Origin of the sequence: Vibrio coralliirubri (genome assembly GCF_024347375.1) — a bacterium.
In the GTDB taxonomy this organism is placed as follows: domain Bacteria; phylum Pseudomonadota; class Gammaproteobacteria; order Enterobacterales; family Vibrionaceae; genus Vibrio; species Vibrio coralliirubri.
In genome coordinates this window covers 1,870,155-1,885,590 of record NZ_AP025471.1, presented here as the reverse complement: position 1 = coordinate 1,885,590, position 15,436 = coordinate 1,870,155, and the positions used below count along the sequence as shown (strand labels likewise).

The following is a 15,436-nucleotide window of genomic DNA, read 5'->3' as shown; positions in this document are numbered from 1 at the left end:
CACTTATACCGAAGCACAGAACAGTTAGAGAAGAGGTTTTATATGAGTCATTTACGTATTCCGTCACACTGGAAAATTCAACGTTCCACACCATTTTTCACCAAAGACAACATACCGGCAGCGCTTCTCAATCATCACAATACTGCTGAGGGAGTATTCGGCCAGATCTGTGTAATGGAAGGCACAGTCACCTTCTACGGTTTTGCCGATGCAGAAGCGACAGAACCAGAAAGTGTTATCACAATCGAAGCTGGGCAATTTGCCACAAGCCCACCTCAATATTGGCATCGAGTAGAGCTTAGCGACGACGCACAATTCAACATTAACTTCTGGTCTGAAAAAGAGACCAAGAAGATGTTCAACACCCGAAAGTAAGATCCAATCAATATTGATGAACTTATAAGCAAGCTGCCTCGTACTGTGATTTTTAATGTTCAAGAACTGAAGAAAAAGACCAAATAACCATAGTAATTACAATGACTAATGGTGATAGACAAGAGAAAAAAACTCTAGCACACTGAACAGAGTTGTAGGGCATGTTGACCTATCGAGCTGATTTTTGCAGCCGTTTGTGGGTTATATATACAAGGCAGAGAATTCGACGTGTAGCTCGCCTACATGAGAATTCGATAACGCTGTAGAAAGGAACCACAAACACTGTCCGAAGGGTTCGGCTAAAATCGTTTTACTCTTTGTTGAGAGGGTTTTGCTTAGAATGACTAGGCGGCAAACCTCTCGTCGCGATTAAAACGATTTTATCTCGAACAAAACTTAACCGCGAAAGGTCAACATGCCCTTGTTTTAATCCCGTTTCAGAGAATGAATTAGTGGGTTATTTATATTTTAGGTAAGAGAGGAAGCCATGCTCAACATTGCTTTTTTTAGCTCAAAATCATACGACGAAAAGTCATTCGAACTGGCAAAAGGCGAACTCAACGCTGAGTTTCATTTTCACGATTTTCGACTCACCACAACAACAGCAAAAATGGCGCACGACAACGAAGTGGTTTGTGCGTTTGTAAACGATGACCTTTCGCGAGACGTGTTAGAGATTCTTGCTCAAGGCGGCACCAAGCTGATCGCAATGCGCTGTGCGGGCTTTGACAAGGTCGACCTAGACGCAGCTAAAGAGTTTGGTCTGCAAGTGGTTCGCGTTCCGGCTTATTCTCCAGAATCAGTAGCAGAGCACACAGTCGGCATGATGATGTGTTTGAACCGTAAACTACACAAGGCATACCAACGCACTCGTGATGCGAACTTCTCTCTTGAGGGGTTAGTTGGCTTTAACTTCCACGGAAAAACGGTCGGTGTGATTGGCTCGGGTAAGATTGGCCTGGCGACCATGCGAATTCTGAAAGGTTTAGGCATGAATATCCTATGCTACGACCCATATCCAAACCCGTTAGCTGTTGAGTTAGGCGCTAAATACGTTGAACTCGACGAGCTTTACCAAGAGTCTGATGTGATTTCTCTGCACTGCCCGATGAGTAAAGAGAACTACCACTTATTGGATGCAACGGCATTTGAGAAGATGAAAGATGGCGTGATGATCGTCAACACCAGTCGTGGTGAGCTGCTTGATTCAACCGCAGCGATTGAAGCTCTCAAACAAAGTAAAATCGGCGCGCTTGGCCTTGATGTTTACGACAACGAGAAAGAGTTGTTCTTCCAAGACAAATCTAACGATGTGATTGTCGATGACGTATTTCGTCGCCTATCCGCTTGTCACAACGTGCTGTTCACAGGTCACCAAGCTTTCTTGACCAAAGATGCTCTGTTCAACATCGCCAATACAACGCTCACCAGTGTTGATGCTTTCTTTGCTGGCAACACCAGCGGCAACGAACTCGTTTAATAGCAGATTGAGTTGATAGCAGACTGAGTTAAAAACAAACTAGCTCTGCAAATACAAAGCCACGCTATTCCTAAGTGAACAGCGTGACTTTGTCGTTTATCCAGTATTCTAAAAACGTTCCTAGACGCAGAAATGACAATCCTCGGTATCCAAACCATAAACGCCTTTTCGAATGGCAAGGTGCTCTTCACCCGCTTTAATGCCCATCTCATAACCTGCATTAAGAGTACTTTGATCCATAGTTAAACGCTTAACCGCGAAGGCTTCAGGTGGCGCAATCACTTTAATGGTCGCATCTTTAGGTGGATTACGAATGAACTCCAAAGACTGGTTGTAGTTTTCAGCACGCACCGCCATTGATTCAGCAATATTTGGGAATTTCTTTAGTAGCTTTTTCAGCATCCATTGGTGCTTTTGAGGCTTCATTCGGTAACTCAAAGGATGAGAAAGAATCACCGTAATGTCTCGCGCACCACGACGATAGGCTTCGCGAACCGGAATCGAATCCGCGACACCACCATCGGTATAACAGCCACCAGAGAAGCACGGTGTTTCTCGGTAAGCAATAGGCAAAGCGGTGGTTGCTTCCACCACGTTAGAGAGGTTTTCTGGCTTGATATGATAGTAGTCCGCACTGCCCGTATCGACATTTGTGACAGCAGCGATGAGTGGGATGCTTGAAAACAACTCACCACAATCGAGCGGATAACGTTGATTGGATTCGTTCCATAACCATTTCACGTCCACTAAGTTACCGCCTTTAGCAAAGCGAGCAGGGTTAAAGAAGGTCTTATCCGTCGCCATAGTGGTGATCACATCATAACTACGTTTTGGTGCATGAGATAAGTAGCCAACCAGATTCGACACACCTGCAGATACGCCGATGGCAAAATCATAAGGACGGAAATCGTCTTGCATAAAGGCGTCTAAAACTCCGGCAGCAAAAATGCCTCTCATTGCTCCACCTTCAACGATTAATGCGCTCTTATTCATCTCAAACTCTTCTACTTTATAAACTGATAGCCACAGAATAATCCCATCACTCTTACAAAGATAATGGGATAGATTTATCAATTCGATAGGTAAAAACTATCAATGTAGATTATTAAATTTTTCAATGATTTAGGGTTGCTTGATAAACCAAGAGATCAAAAAAGGCCATCGAGTGATTCACTCAACGGCCTTTCAATTAACTAGTTAAGATGATTGATTACGACTTAAATTCGCTCACGTCGATTTCAAGCAGTTTACCAATGCCTTCACCGTATGCAGGGTCGGCTTTGTAACAGTGTCTTAGGTGACGCAATTGAATCTCTTTTGGCACGCCGCCTAGGTTGCGAGCAGTGTTATCAAAAAGAATCGCTTGCTTCTCTGGTGTCATTAGGCGGAACAAGTCACCCGGTTGCGAGAAGTAATCTTCATCTTCGCGGTGATCCCAGTGTGCTGCTGCACCATCTAGGTTCAATGCTGGTTCAGCGAAATCTGGCTGCTCAGCCCATTGACCTTCGTTGTTTGGCTCATAACCTAATGTGCCACCGAAGTTACCATCGACACGCATCGCGCCATCACGGTGGTAGCTGTGTACTGGGCAACGAGGAGCGTTCACTGGAATATGCTGATGGTTTACACCCAAACGGTAACGTTGTGCATCACCGTAAGCAAACAGACGACCTTGTAGCATCTTGTCTGGTGAGAAGCTGATACCTGGAACTACGTTCGCCGGGTTGAATGCCGACTGCTCAACTTCTGCGAAGAAGTTTTGTGGGTTACGGTTTAGCTCGAATTCACCCACTTCAATCAACGGGTAATCTGCATGAGGCCAGATCTTAGTTAAATCAAACGGGTTGTATGGAACCTTCGCTGCATCCGCTTCTGGCATCACTTGTACTTTCAGCGTCCATTTCGGGAAGTCTTGGTTATCGATGCTGTCTAGCAAATCACGTTGGTGGCTTTCGCGATCATCACCGATCACTTGTGCCGCTTCTGCATCAGAAAGGTTCTTAATACCTTGCTGAGATTTGAAGTGGAATTTAACCCAGAAACGTTCGTTATCAGCATTGATGAAGCTGAACGTGTGGCTACCAAAGCCGTGCATGTGACGGTAAGTCGCAGGAATACCACGGTCACTCATTACGATAGTAATTTGGTGCAAAGCTTCCGGAAGAGAAGTCCAGAAATCCCAGTTGTTTTTCGCGCTACGCATGTTGGTGCGAGGATCACGTTTCACCGCGTGGTTTAAGTCAGGGAACTTAAGAGGATCACGAAGGAAGAATACTGGCGTATTGTTACCCACCATATCCCAGTTGCCTTCTTCAGTATAAAACTTCAATGCAAAGCCACGAATATCACGCTCAGCATCGGCAGCACCGCGCTCACCCGCAACTGTTGTGAAACGTGCAAACAAGTCGGTTTTTTTACCTACTTCAGAGAACAATTTTGCCTTGGTGTATTTTGTGATGTCGTGTGTAACGGTAAATGTGCCGTAAGCACCTGAGCCTTTCGCGTGCATACGACGCTCTGGAATCACTTCACGATCAAAATGGGCCAATTTCTCCAAAAACCAAACATCTTGAAGAAGTTGAGGACCACGTTTGCCCGCAGTTTGAACATTCTGGTTATGAGCAACAGGACAACCCGCAGCTGTAGTTAGTTTTTTACTCATCATCAATTCCTTATTACCTTTTAGGTGCAGCATCTTTGTTGCACCGCCACTTCTGTATGGTAGTTATTCATCACACAAAACCACGCAGTAACTAAGGATATAGAATAAGCTTGAATCAAAGTAAAATATAATCGTTTGTAATTATCGTTATCATGGACAAAACCTATCAAGTTAATGATCTAAATCATAATCATTTCATATTGATAAGAATATTTACAATATAATAATCATGAACTTACGAAACACAGCAAACCAAACATCGGTTCACCCCATCTTGTAGATGCCCACTATTTTTGCGATATTTTGTGACCTAACCGTAAAGTCGCTGCAATATTTCTTGCCGTTCTCGTCAAGTTGATATCAGCCTCTTGTAGTACTTTTTCTAAGGTTTGAGGTGATCTCACGGTACCAAACAAGCTGTTCATTTCGCTATATAAGGCTTCTACTTCGGTGCCTAAAGATCCGGCAATTCCTATGGTTGGAATGCCCTGTAAGCTCGCACGTTTAGCAATCCCATAAGGCGTTTTTCCTTGCAGAGTTTGGTTATCCATTTGCCCTTCACCGGTAATCACAAGGTCTGCGCCTTTCAATACTTCATCGGCTTGCAAAACATCAAGCACCATCTCAATACCCGGTTTAATCTGCATGTTAAACAACAAACCAAGCCCCATTGGAGCCCCACCAGCCGCACCATAACCAGTACGCTTGTGAACAGAGTCATCACCTCGAATACAGCCTTGAGATTCAGCAACTTGAGCAAAATTCGCAAGCGCCTTATCAAGCAGTAAGACTTGTTCCGGTGTCGCCCCTTTTTGTGGGCCGAATATATGGCTGGCACCGTTATCACCACACAGCGGATTATCGACATCGCACGCCACAATTAACTCGATATCAGCACAGCGTGAATCTAGACCTGTAAGGTCAATAGATGCTAACTCCGCTAGCGCAGCACCACCTCGGTTAAGCTCTTGCTCTTTTTGATCTAGCAAACGACCACCTAAAGCTTGAACAATACCCGCACCACCATCATTAGTCGCACTGCCACCCAATCCAAGAATAATCGTTTGAGCGCCCCGCTCTATCGCTTCCAAAATCAGTTGCCCAGTACCGAATGAAGAAGCAACCAATGGATCACGTTGCTCTGGTGTCAGTAAATCCAAACCAGATGCCGCAGCAATTTCAACCAGTGCCGTTTTGTTCGGGTTACTATCGGATGGCTCAAGCATCGCCCATTCAGCATTAACCAATGCGCCCAACGGCCCTTCCACTTGATGTGTTCGCTTCTGCCCCGCTAATCCTTGCAGTAACACATCCACAGTCCCTTCGCCGCCATCGGCCAAAGGCAAGGTCACGTATTCAGCGTCAGGGAAGATTTCACGAAAGCCCTTTTCAATGTACGCCGCCACCGATACAGCCGATAAAGATTCTTTAAACGAGTCTGGTGCAATAACAATTTTCATACTGAGAGATCCAAAAGATTAGTAATTTTGATGAGTGCCCGATCCAAAAATGCCCCTATTGAAGATCAGCAAGCTAATCACTTAATAGGGGCAGTATATAAAGGTAAGCAGTATTAGTTAGTAACGGCTGTCTTTACTTGTGATTTCTCTTTGCTTTTTAGCCAAACGAATACAGCACCTAGAACCGCAATTGGAATCAGTGGGTCGATCAACGTACCGCCTTTACCAAACACTAAGTTTAGAATCATGATGATGCTTGCACCAATCGCCCATGCGATAGTTGAAGACACAGACCAGATCTTAATTTGGTCAGCAAGTTCAGTAATACCTAACGTACGGTTGATGATGTGGAAGTATGAATCGTTCAAATGAGAGAAGCCAACCGGACCTACCGCACATGCAAGTGCTACGAATACTGGGTCTAGACCTAACGTTTCGACTAGAGGCAGTGTCATCGTTGCTGCAACCATCATTGATGCCGTTGCTGAACCTTGGATTAGACGAAGCATTGAAGCAATTGCAAGTGGTACAAGTAGAGGTGGAATACCGCTGCTCGCGATAGCTTCGGCTACTTGAGGGCCAGCACCTGATGCTTTAAGTACTGCACCCATTGCGCCACCACAGCCAGTTACCACAAGAATTAGACCTGTAGTAGACAGAGCATCATCCATAGAGCTAACCATGTCTTTGCGCTCAATATGACGAGTAAGACCGTATAGCGCCATAAGAACACCGATACCAACAGCAACCACTGGGTTACCAATCAACGAAATAACGTTGTGCATTGCAGTGTCACCTTGACCAACAAGCGTGTTGATTAGGATGAATGCGATTGGCAGCAGAATTGGACCGAATGATAAAAAGTTACTTGGTAGCTCTCTGTCATCTGTTTCTTTCACTTTCTCAAGGTTTGCCCAATCAGCTTGGTTAGTAATCCATGTCTCACCATTTGGTACGCGGTAGTACTCGTTACCTACTCGACGAATATAAATCATAGAAAGAAGCATCATAGGGATAGAAACCATCAAACCCCATAACATGTATTCACCTAGATCTACACCCAGAATTCCAGCCACAGCAACTGGACCCGGTGTTGGTGGCACAAGTGCGTGAGTGATAAGCAAGCCAAGCGCTAGAGTCACACCTAGGCCAACCGCTGACTTACCCGTATCACGTGAAATTGCGCGAACAAGAGAATGCAAAATGATGTACGCAGAGTCACAGAAAACTGGTATAGCGACAAGCACCCCTGTAAAACCTAGTGCTAAGTCTTCACGACCTTTACCACACAGCTTTACAAACGTTTTTGCCATTCGAACAGCGGCTCCAGAGCGTTCGAAACACGCGCCCATGATAACGCCGAACGCGATGATCAAACCAATACCACCAAGCACGCCACCAAAACCAGCTTTAATTGCATCAATCAACTCTGTTGGCGCCATACCCGCAAAAAGACCCATGATGATACTTGCAATAACCATAGCAAGTGCGACTGGGATTCTCGTTTTAATAATCATACCCATCATGGCTAAGATGCCAATTACGATGCCTATCAGTGCTCCATCCATTTTTATATTCCTTTTGTCTCTTTCTTCATTTTTATGAAAATTGTAGGGTGGTGCATATAGGTGATATCGGGATCACCTATTGCACTTTGTCGTTATATGTTGGCTTACCTGTAAGCCGTGTTATCTAAATCAGTTTTTACTTTTATGGTTCGTTACATATAAACGCCATTCACACCGCGCTATAAATAACTTTTTACCCAGCCAAGCCCCTCTTCTGTCGTGCCTCTTGGGTTATATTCACAACCAATCCAACCTTGGTAACCTGAATCATCCAAAACACTAAACAAGTGTGGGTAGTTCAGTTCGCCTTCCGATGGTTCATGCCTTTCTGGCACAGAAGCAATTTGGATATGACCGGTATAAGCAGCAACTTCACGAATCAAAGTACTTAAATCACCATCCATGATTTGCGCGTGATAAAGGTCGAGTTGCAGCTTCACATTTGGCCTATCGACTAACTTAATCAGTTCGACAGCGTCACGTTGGTGAGCAACGAAGTAATTAGGAACATCACGGCTATTTAGCGGTTCAATCATCAATTCGATGTCATGCTCAGCAAACTTATCTGCGGCAAAACGAATATTTGAGATAAAAGTTTCAACGTGTTGCTGCCTCGTGAAATTCGCATCATGTAGACCCGACATCGCGTGAACTTTCTTGCAATTCAGCGCTTTAGCGTACATAAGTGCCGTATCAACGCTGGCTTTAAACTCTTCTTCACGGCCAGGAATAGCTGCGAAGCCTCGTTCGCCTGCGTCCCAATCACCTGGAGGCATGTTGAACAGCGCCTGTTCAAAACCAAATCTCTGCATTTTTTCTGCAAGCTCTTCGGCCTCAAATGCATAAGGGAATAGGTATTCAACAGCTTTGAAACCGACTTGGTGTGCTTTTTCAAAACGCTCTAGAAATGGTACTTCTGTGAATAACATCGTTAAGTTTGCTGCGAACTTAGCCATTATTTGCCTCTCCCTTTTAAGTCCATCACTTCTTCGTCCGTTAGGTAACGGATATCATTCCCTTTCAATAAGAATGCTAATTTGGCGGTCTCTTCTAGCTCTTCAGCGTTATCAACGGCATCAACAAAGTCAGTGCCTGTTACTACTGGGCCGTGGTTTGCTAACAAAAATGCTCGATAATCACCTGCTCGTTTTGCCAACTCTTCAGCGATTTGTGGGTCACCCGGACGTAGGTAAGGAATGACTGGTAACTCGCCAATTCGCATCACGAAATACGGTGTGAAAGCCTTAATCGCGTTGTTACGATCCAACCCTTCAAGGCAAGACAACGCGGTAAGGTAAGTAGAATGCAAATGAACAATGGCATTGCATACAGGATTATTACGGTAAATCGCTAGGTGGAATGCCGCTTCTTTAGAAGGCTTTTTACCTGAGATGTGGTTGCCATCGATATCAACAACCGACAATTCCTCAGCGACAAGGCGACCAAATGAAGAGCCTGTTGGTGTTGCTAGAAAATGCCCATTAGGTAATTTGATAGACAGGTTACCTGCACCACCAGTGGCGTAACCTCGTTCGAACATTGAACGAGCGAGCGTGACCATTTGCTCTCTTAACTGCTGCTCGTTCATCAAAACTTTACTCATTTGAATCTCGCTTATGAAAAGAATGATTGAGCTTTAGCGAAGAAGTTTTTATCACCAAAATTGCCCGATTTTAGCGCTAGTGATAGCTCACCTTCGACCGATTTAACCCAAGGCACACCTGGTGCGATTTGAGGACCAATATGAAAACCTTTCACGGCTAGGCTTTGCGTCACAACGCCTGATGTTTCACCACCAGCAACGATGAAGTTTTTCACGCCATGTTGTTGTAGTTTGATAGCGAGTTGACTAAAAAATTGTTCAACGGCGTGGCTTGAAGCTTGTGCGCCGTACTCTTCTTGAATTGCTTTTAGTGCGGCAGCATCTGCGGTTGCATAAACCAAAGGAGCAAACTCGCCTTGGTTATTGGTCATCACCCAATCGAACACTTCATTGGCGTATTGATCATTGGTTAAGCAAGCCTTCACATCGATAGCAAAGTGAGGAGCAAGCTGCTTGTATACCGCAACTTGTTGGTTAGTCATCACTGAACAAGAACCAGAGAACACAACGGTTGGTGCTTTGACTGGGCTACCGGCATGTTTTGCATCACTTTGATCAGCAAGATGTTCTGTCCAGTTTTTAGCGATACCAGCAGCTAGGCCTGAACCACCTGTGATTAGTTTCAAAGATTTAGCCGCTTGACCTAACGTCACCAAGTGCTCTGCATTAAATGCGTCTACCACGGCGTAGCGACTACCTTGAGCTTTGAGTTCGTTAAAACGAGCGGTAACCGCATCAGCGCCCTGTTCAATCGTTTGAAAGTTAACTAAACCGGAAACACCTTCTGATTGTGCGTCCATCATTCGAACCACACTTGAATCCGTCATTGGTGTAACAGGGTGATTACGCATACCTGAATCACTCAATAACTCACCAAAAACAAACAAGTGACCGTTGTAAACCGTGCGACCATTTACTGGCAATGCAGGGCAAACCATAGTGAAAGATTCTCCAAGTTCAGCCAAAAGTGCATCTGTTACGGGACCAATATTGCCCTCAGCGGTACTGTCGAACGTTGAGCAGTATTTAAAGTAAAACTGTTGGCAGCCTTGAGATTGAAGCCATTTAAGCGCAGTAACCGAATCCGTCACCGCTTCGTCAACTGGGCAAGAGCGAGATTTAAGGCTGATCACCACAGCATCAGCTGATGTGTCAAACTCTCCCGTTGGAATCCCATTCAGTTGAACAGTGCGCATACCGTTTTCAACCAAGAAACCAGCAATGTCTGTTGCACCTGTAAAGTCGTCTGCAATAACACCTAATAACATGATTATTTCTCCGCCTTTGACGTATTTACACCTGGTAGATCAATACCTTGGAATACTTTAATCACTGCGCTGTCATCTTCTTGACCAAAGCCAGCATTGCTCGCGCTAACGAACATGTTCAGTGCAGCACTTGATAGCGGGAGTGGGAATTTCAGGTCTTGAGCGGTATCTGATACCAAGTTCAAATCCTTCACAAAGATATCAACCATAGATTTTGGAGAGTAATCACCATCGACTACGTGCTTCATGCGGTTCTCGAACATCCAAGAGTTGCCCGCTGCATTCGTAACAACGTCGTACATCAAATCAAGCGGAATGTTTGCGCGTGCGGCTAGTGCCATCGCTTCAGCGCCCGCAGCAATATGAACACCTGCTAGTAACTGGTGGATAATCTTAACGGTCGCACCAAGGCCGATGGCCTCACCGATGTTGTAGACTTTAGCTGCAGTTGCATCGAGTACAGGAGCCAATACTTCGAATGTACTTGTCGAACCTGAAGCCATGATGGTCATTTCACCGACTTCTGCTTTTACTGCACCGCCGGACACTGGCGCATCCAGCATCACAAGATCATGTTCAGCAAGCTGAGCTTCGATTTGTTTCGCGTCTTCTGCTGAGATCGTTGCCGAGACCATAACTGGCGTGTTAGGTCTTAGTGCCGCCGCAAGACCAGTCTTAAACAGTACCGTGTTAACTTGAGCTGCATTCACAACCAATACCAAAACTGAATCAAGTTTGTCGGCAAACTCAACCGCACTTGTCGAGACCGCTTTTGCGCCATATTCACCCAAGGTTTCAAGCGCTTGCGGATTCAAATCGAAACCATATACATCAAGCCCTGCACGCACGCATGACTTCGCTGCGCCCATGCCCATAGAACCTAAACCGATAACACCAACAGATTGAACTTCATTCATAGCAAGATGCCTTTCACGTAATTATTGAATTCTAGATTTGTTAATTCTTGTTTATGTTTGTGATTATATGTTAAGCAATCGAATGCGACTTAGTGATAAGTCACATTTTTAACAAAAGTTAACACAACTGAGTAATTTAACCCTTTCGAGGCATTAGATAAGGGTAATTTCGGCAGCAATCACAGTTCTAATTGCTATTTCACAACAGATATTCACAGATATTCACAAAACAGCTAAAGATTGATAGGATGATGAAAAATAAGAACATAGAAGAAGAATCATGATTCCAGCGGAACGTCAGAGAACCATTTTGTCACTATTATCACACCAAGAAGTGATCAGTATTTCTGAGCTTGTTGAGCACTTAGAGGTGTCTCATATGACCATTCGTCGAGATATCGTAAAGCTAGAGACATCAGGGAAAGTGATTTCAGTTTCGGGTGGCGTTCAGCTGACTAAAGCACTGCACAGCGAATTGTCACACGACATCAAGGTAGAACAGCAAGCAAGCGAAAAAGCTCAAATAGGTCAACTAGCTGCTCAATTGGTTCCTGAGTATTCGACTATCTACTTAGACGCTGGAACAACCTCTTTGGAGATCGCTCACCAACTTGCAGGGCGAGATGATCTGCTTATCATCACCAATGACTTCGCGATTGCCGCGTACCTAATGAACAGCACACAATCTGAGATTTACCATACTGGTGGCAAGATTGACCGTGAAAATCAATCGAGTATTGGGGGCAAAGTAGCGGAGTTCTTGGCAGGGATGAATATTGATATTGCGTTTATCTCTTCTTCATCTTGGAATCTAAAAGGGCTCTCGACACCTTGTGAAAATAAGGTATTAGTCAAACAAGCCATTGTTCAAGCAGCTCATTCAAACTATCTGATTTCAGACTCAACCAAATACGGGCGAATCGCTACTTTCCACGCCTTAGATTTAAGTGCGCTTGATGGCGTGATCACCGATATTGATCTTTCGAGTAGTGTGATTGATGAGCTTCAAGATAAAGGCATCAAGGTCATTAATTCGTAACGGATCCCTCATCAAATTTCAGGCTCACCAACTAAACATTCACGGCCTGAATACTACCACTCCAAAGCCATCTATTTATCTACTCGATAAAAATAATTCTTACAATTAAGCGTTTATATTCATTAATAATATTGGCGGCGGACGGCATAATAGCCGCGAATCCTTTTAACGAGTTTGGTTATGTTCTACAAGCGTCTTTTGGTATTGGCTTTACCGCTTACTTTTGTGTTTCCCATCCATGCTGAAACGTTTAGTGAGCGAATGGCGCGTATCGAACAAGAGAATGTACTGGCGAAAACCATGAGTGAAGAACAAGTTGAATTGATACAAAAAGTCGTACAGACCAATCACTGCGCTAAAGTGGCGTTAACCCACCACCAACGCATTTTAGGCCAATATAAGGTTGAGACATCTTCTTCTGAGTTATTCGTAAAATGGCGTCAACTCGGTAAGCAGTTAGACGCTCAATACGAGACAGATTACCCCGGCTACCCTAAGCACGCTTTTCAAGAATATCCTGCGGCTTCAGGTAAAGTCGATGGCTACCTTTTTGCTCTAATCGACAATGGTTTAAATGAGCAATCGTGGATCGCCAAAGAGTTCAAACAGTGTAAAAAGAATAAGCTCATATCCCGAACCTAAGCTCTAGTCTGCTCTGGTTCGAGAGTACTCACTCGCATTGGTTCTAATAAAGTAAGAAAAGCCCTTCATAACCGCCAATTTCTATTTCACTCACATAGTCACCAACGTTACCGTTAGCATCAACAGGTTTCATTGGAACATCCAACGCAATGGTGAGTTTTGACGTTTCATAAAAGCTCGGATTCTTACCGTGGAAATCCGTACGATACAACACACGACCATTGCTAAACTCTCTCGCTAACACCATGTCCTCAGGACCACCAGCAACCACCTGATTTTCAGATTGATACATAAAGTAAGTGAACGTCGGTAGAACGTGAGTCATGCCATTGGGCAGATCAGCATGCACCATTTCGTTCATCGAGGCATCGCCAACGATGGTGTAGTCAGCGGGCTGAGGTGTCGTTGTCGAAAGCATCAAAGGAATCGGCTCAAAGCCTTGTGGGATTTGATGACTCGGCTCTCCCAAATCAACGGCCAATAAAGAACTGGGTTGGTAGGCGATGTTTTTAGGGACACCACTTTGCCAGAAAGTGTCAGCCGTCGTATTGCCACTTCCATAGACGTAACCATTGTTCCACTGATTAAAGTAGCTATGTTGAGCATGTCGATTGAGGTGGTAGATCGCTAGGGTCGAGTATTGGTCTTGCTTCCAATTCTCTTCACTATTTCCAAGATAGTGAACTCGCCCATAACGCGTTGTCGCCTGAAAAATAACACTTTGCCCATTGTAAGCGAGCCCAGAATTATCCCAGAATTTAGAGATCCCCGAGTAACCACTAAACCCAGTAGACGGAAAAATGTAGTGCTCGCGTAAATACAGAGATCCCGCCTCGCTAAGATGAGACTGTCCATTTCGACCCAACAAGTTCGCAGTTCCGATGTTCAATCCAATCGACGCATCACTTTCTAAAGCAGATAGATTTTTGAGAAACGCTGAAAATTGTTGTTTGTAGAGATCATCCGCTTGATTCGAACCCGCAACAGCTCCTAATTCTTGAACATGCCCGCCAGAGTGAACATAGAACTGGTTCGAGCCAATGAGTTTATTTGTGTCGTCGTTGTACGCACCATTCAAACCTTGGCTTGCCCAGCTTTGCTTGTAGTAGCGATGAATAGCAGATAGATAATCCGCGTTTGCGACGTTCGTTAGCGACCAAGATGAGTTAGCGCTCCACATTCGACCAAATGGCACCACTCTTGATTCCCAGCGAAAACGCGCTGTCGCGTTCTTATTGGTTCGATTTCGATACTCGCTTGGCGACAAGTAGTTATCGCCATCTAGGTCTGCAGACACATCAAAACCGCGGATTTTTCGCCATTGGCTGATAGCATTGCCGCCCGGCGTTGTAGTGGGAGCGTCGGTTAATTTGACGGTTGGAAAACTGTTTTTCAGTTTTACTTCTTTTAAACGCGGCCTGTCGTCGGCGTTCTCACTTTGCCAACGAACTCTCACAACATATAAGCGCCCACCATCTCTCAAAAAGGTTGAACCAAAATACTGTCCGCCACCATAGCTCGCACCACTGCCATCATGAGTTGTGGCTCTTACCCAATCATTAGGAAGGTTCCAGATCACCGATTGGTTTTTGGTCATGCTGAGCGTTTTGTCTTTCTTTACATCGAGCCTTTCCCACTGTGAAACCCTTCCGTGAGAATCAATAGCTGTTGGGTATTCAATCCAGAATTCGCCGCTGCCAGCAAACTGTGAGAACTTAAAGGTCAGCCGTTCGAACTGTTCAGCATGATAGATATACAAAGCCCCACCCTGTTCGAAATTCTCAAACACATCAGCATCCCACGGAGGCTCTTGATACAGCCAAAAGCCAGCATGGTCTTCACTGGCTGTATAGCCCAAGATCATAGGTTTTCGGTTTAACAGAGTCTTTTCGCCGTGAGTTTTATCAACTTCGGCAATGACAGTATCTTCAGAAAAGTGCAGGAAATAGTCTTCGAAGTTGAGGCCTTCTAACTCAGCTTGGTTACGGAGATCGTTCTCCAACCAACCCGAGTTCATCGCCATGACTTGGTTGTACATATAACCAATTGTCGTGGCCCGCTCATTGTCGGCTTTGTCGGCATAAGCTCCGAAGACAATATCACTGTTGGTAATTTCCCAATCAATGACAGCATTCGCAGATAGTGGGGAGCCCGAAAGATCAACACCCGCTTCATGTTGCCCTGGCAGCACAACCGCTGTGCCAACAGCAAAAGCGTAGCCAGCGATTAAACATGACGGTATGAGTGCGAGCAGCCCAGAAATGTAGGTTTTCATGATTCAAATTTCCTAATCGATACTGTCATGCCTTAAATCACAAGACGAAAAGTCAGCCAACTTACGTGTCAATTTAGGAATCAAAATACGAAAAAAGTATCGACTACATGGCTCTATTGTTCAAGTGCTCGTCTGTCTTGTTTCATC

At 44.8% G+C, this 15,436-nt stretch carries 13 protein-coding genes; 4 read left to right on the top strand and 9 right to left on the bottom strand.

Annotated elements, in window-relative coordinates; all coding sequences use genetic code 11:
• Positions 1–42: 42 nt before the first annotated feature.
• The gene (locus tag OCV20_RS25165; RefSeq protein WP_009845875.1) at positions 43–375 is read left to right on the top strand and encodes a TehB family protein; all 333 of its coding nucleotides are present in this window, start codon (positions 43–45) and stop codon (positions 373–375) included.
• Between the two features lie 487 nt (positions 376–862).
• Positions 863–1,855, top strand: a complete 993-nt coding sequence (locus OCV20_RS25160; RefSeq protein ID WP_017063995.1) for a 2-hydroxyacid dehydrogenase — start codon at positions 863–865, stop codon at positions 1,853–1,855.
• 120 nt (positions 1,856–1,975) lie between these two features.
• Here OCV20_RS25160 and OCV20_RS25155 read toward each other — a convergent pair whose 3' ends face one another.
• The 8 genes from OCV20_RS25155 to ltnD all read right to left on the bottom strand — a co-directional run bounded on the left by OCV20_RS25155 (position 1,976) and on the right by ltnD (position 11,333).
• Positions 1,976–2,848 (bottom strand): patatin-like phospholipase family protein, encoded by an 873-nt coding sequence (locus OCV20_RS25155; RefSeq protein WP_017063996.1) that lies wholly within the window; start codon positions 2,846–2,848, stop codon positions 1,976–1,978.
• Positions 2,849–3,065: 217 nt separating this feature from the next.
• Positions 3,066–4,517, bottom strand: coding sequence for a catalase KatE2 (gene katE2 / locus OCV20_RS25150; RefSeq protein WP_048609850.1), 1,452 nt, complete (start codon positions 4,515–4,517; stop codon positions 3,066–3,068).
• 287 nt (positions 4,518–4,804) lie between these two features.
• Positions 4,805–5,977 carry a glycerate kinase gene (locus OCV20_RS25145; protein WP_086774009.1) on the bottom strand — a complete coding sequence of 391 codons (1,173 nt, stop codon included), beginning with the start codon at positions 5,975–5,977 and terminating at the stop codon, positions 4,805–4,807.
• Between the two features lie 113 nt (positions 5,978–6,090).
• Complete coding sequence (locus OCV20_RS25140) at positions 6,091–7,545, bottom strand: GntP family permease (protein ID WP_050620404.1); 1,455 nt, start codon at positions 7,543–7,545, stop codon at positions 6,091–6,093.
• Between the two features lie 179 nt (positions 7,546–7,724).
• Complete coding sequence (otnI, locus tag OCV20_RS25135) at positions 7,725–8,501, bottom strand: 2-oxo-tetronate isomerase (RefSeq protein WP_086774010.1); 777 nt, start codon at positions 8,499–8,501, stop codon at positions 7,725–7,727.
• Positions 8,501–9,148 carry a 3-oxo-tetronate 4-phosphate decarboxylase gene (gene otnC, locus OCV20_RS25130; RefSeq protein WP_017086591.1) on the bottom strand — a complete coding sequence of 216 codons (648 nt, stop codon included), beginning with the start codon at positions 9,146–9,148 and terminating at the stop codon, positions 8,501–8,503. Before otnC ends, otnI begins: the two co-directional genes overlap by 1 nt.
• An 11-nt stretch (positions 9,149–9,159) precedes the next feature.
• Entirely contained in the window at positions 9,160–10,416 is a 1,257-nt protein-coding gene (gene otnK / locus OCV20_RS25125) for a 3-oxo-tetronate kinase (protein WP_086774011.1), read from the bottom strand.
• Between the two features lie 2 nt (positions 10,417–10,418).
• On the bottom strand, positions 10,419–11,333 hold the full coding sequence (gene ltnD / locus OCV20_RS25120; RefSeq protein WP_050620401.1) for an L-threonate dehydrogenase: 915 nt from the start codon (positions 11,331–11,333) through the stop codon (positions 10,419–10,421).
• A 280-nt stretch (positions 11,334–11,613) separates the two neighbouring features.
• Here ltnD and OCV20_RS25115 point away from each other — a divergent pair, with 280 nt between their 5' ends.
• Together OCV20_RS25115 and OCV20_RS25110 are read left to right on the top strand one after the other, a co-directional pair.
• Positions 11,614–12,372, top strand: coding sequence for a DeoR/GlpR family DNA-binding transcription regulator (locus OCV20_RS25115; RefSeq protein WP_017072299.1), 759 nt, complete (start codon positions 11,614–11,616; stop codon positions 12,370–12,372).
• Between the two features lie 180 nt (positions 12,373–12,552).
• The gene (locus OCV20_RS25110) at positions 12,553–13,014 is read left to right on the top strand and encodes a hypothetical protein (protein WP_086774012.1); all 462 of its coding nucleotides are present in this window, start codon (positions 12,553–12,555) and stop codon (positions 13,012–13,014) included.
• A 43-nt stretch (positions 13,015–13,057) separates the two neighbouring features.
• On the opposite strand, the gene OCV20_RS25105 is transcribed toward OCV20_RS25110, so the two are convergent.
• Entirely contained in the window at positions 13,058–15,289 is a 2,232-nt protein-coding gene (locus OCV20_RS25105; RefSeq protein ID WP_086774013.1) for a hypothetical protein, read from the bottom strand.
• Positions 15,290–15,436 lie beyond the last annotated feature (147 nt).

Coding starts and splice junctions, on each gene's coding strand:
- OCV20_RS25165 (WP_009845875.1), top strand. CDS start 43: ATGAGTCATTTACGTATTCCGTCACACTGGAAAATTCAACGTTCCACA.
- OCV20_RS25160 (WP_017063995.1), top strand. CDS start 863: ATGCTCAACATTGCTTTTTTTAGCTCAAAATCATACGACGAAAAGTCA.
- OCV20_RS25155 (WP_017063996.1), bottom strand. CDS start 2,848: ATGAATAAGAGCGCATTAATCGTTGAAGGTGGAGCAATGAGAGGCATT.
- katE2 (WP_048609850.1), bottom strand. CDS start 4,517: ATGAGTAAAAAACTAACTACAGCTGCGGGTTGTCCTGTTGCTCATAAC.
- OCV20_RS25145 (WP_086774009.1), bottom strand. CDS start 5,977: ATGAAAATTGTTATTGCACCAGACTCGTTTAAAGAATCTTTATCGGCT.
- OCV20_RS25140 (WP_050620404.1), bottom strand. CDS start 7,545: ATGGATGGAGCACTGATAGGCATCGTAATTGGCATCTTAGCCATGATG.
- otnI (WP_086774010.1), bottom strand. CDS start 8,501: ATGGCTAAGTTCGCAGCAAACTTAACGATGTTATTCACAGAAGTACCA.
- otnC (WP_017086591.1), bottom strand. CDS start 9,148: ATGAGTAAAGTTTTGATGAACGAGCAGCAGTTAAGAGAGCAAATGGTC.
- otnK (WP_086774011.1), bottom strand. CDS start 10,416: ATGTTATTAGGTGTTATTGCAGACGACTTTACAGGTGCAACAGACATT.
- ltnD (WP_050620401.1), bottom strand. CDS start 11,333: ATGAATGAAGTTCAATCTGTTGGTGTTATCGGTTTAGGTTCTATGGGC.
- OCV20_RS25115 (WP_017072299.1), top strand. CDS start 11,614: ATGATTCCAGCGGAACGTCAGAGAACCATTTTGTCACTATTATCACAC.
- OCV20_RS25110 (WP_086774012.1), top strand. CDS start 12,553: ATGTTCTACAAGCGTCTTTTGGTATTGGCTTTACCGCTTACTTTTGTG.
- OCV20_RS25105 (WP_086774013.1), bottom strand. CDS start 15,289: ATGAAAACCTACATTTCTGGGCTGCTCGCACTCATACCGTCATGTTTA.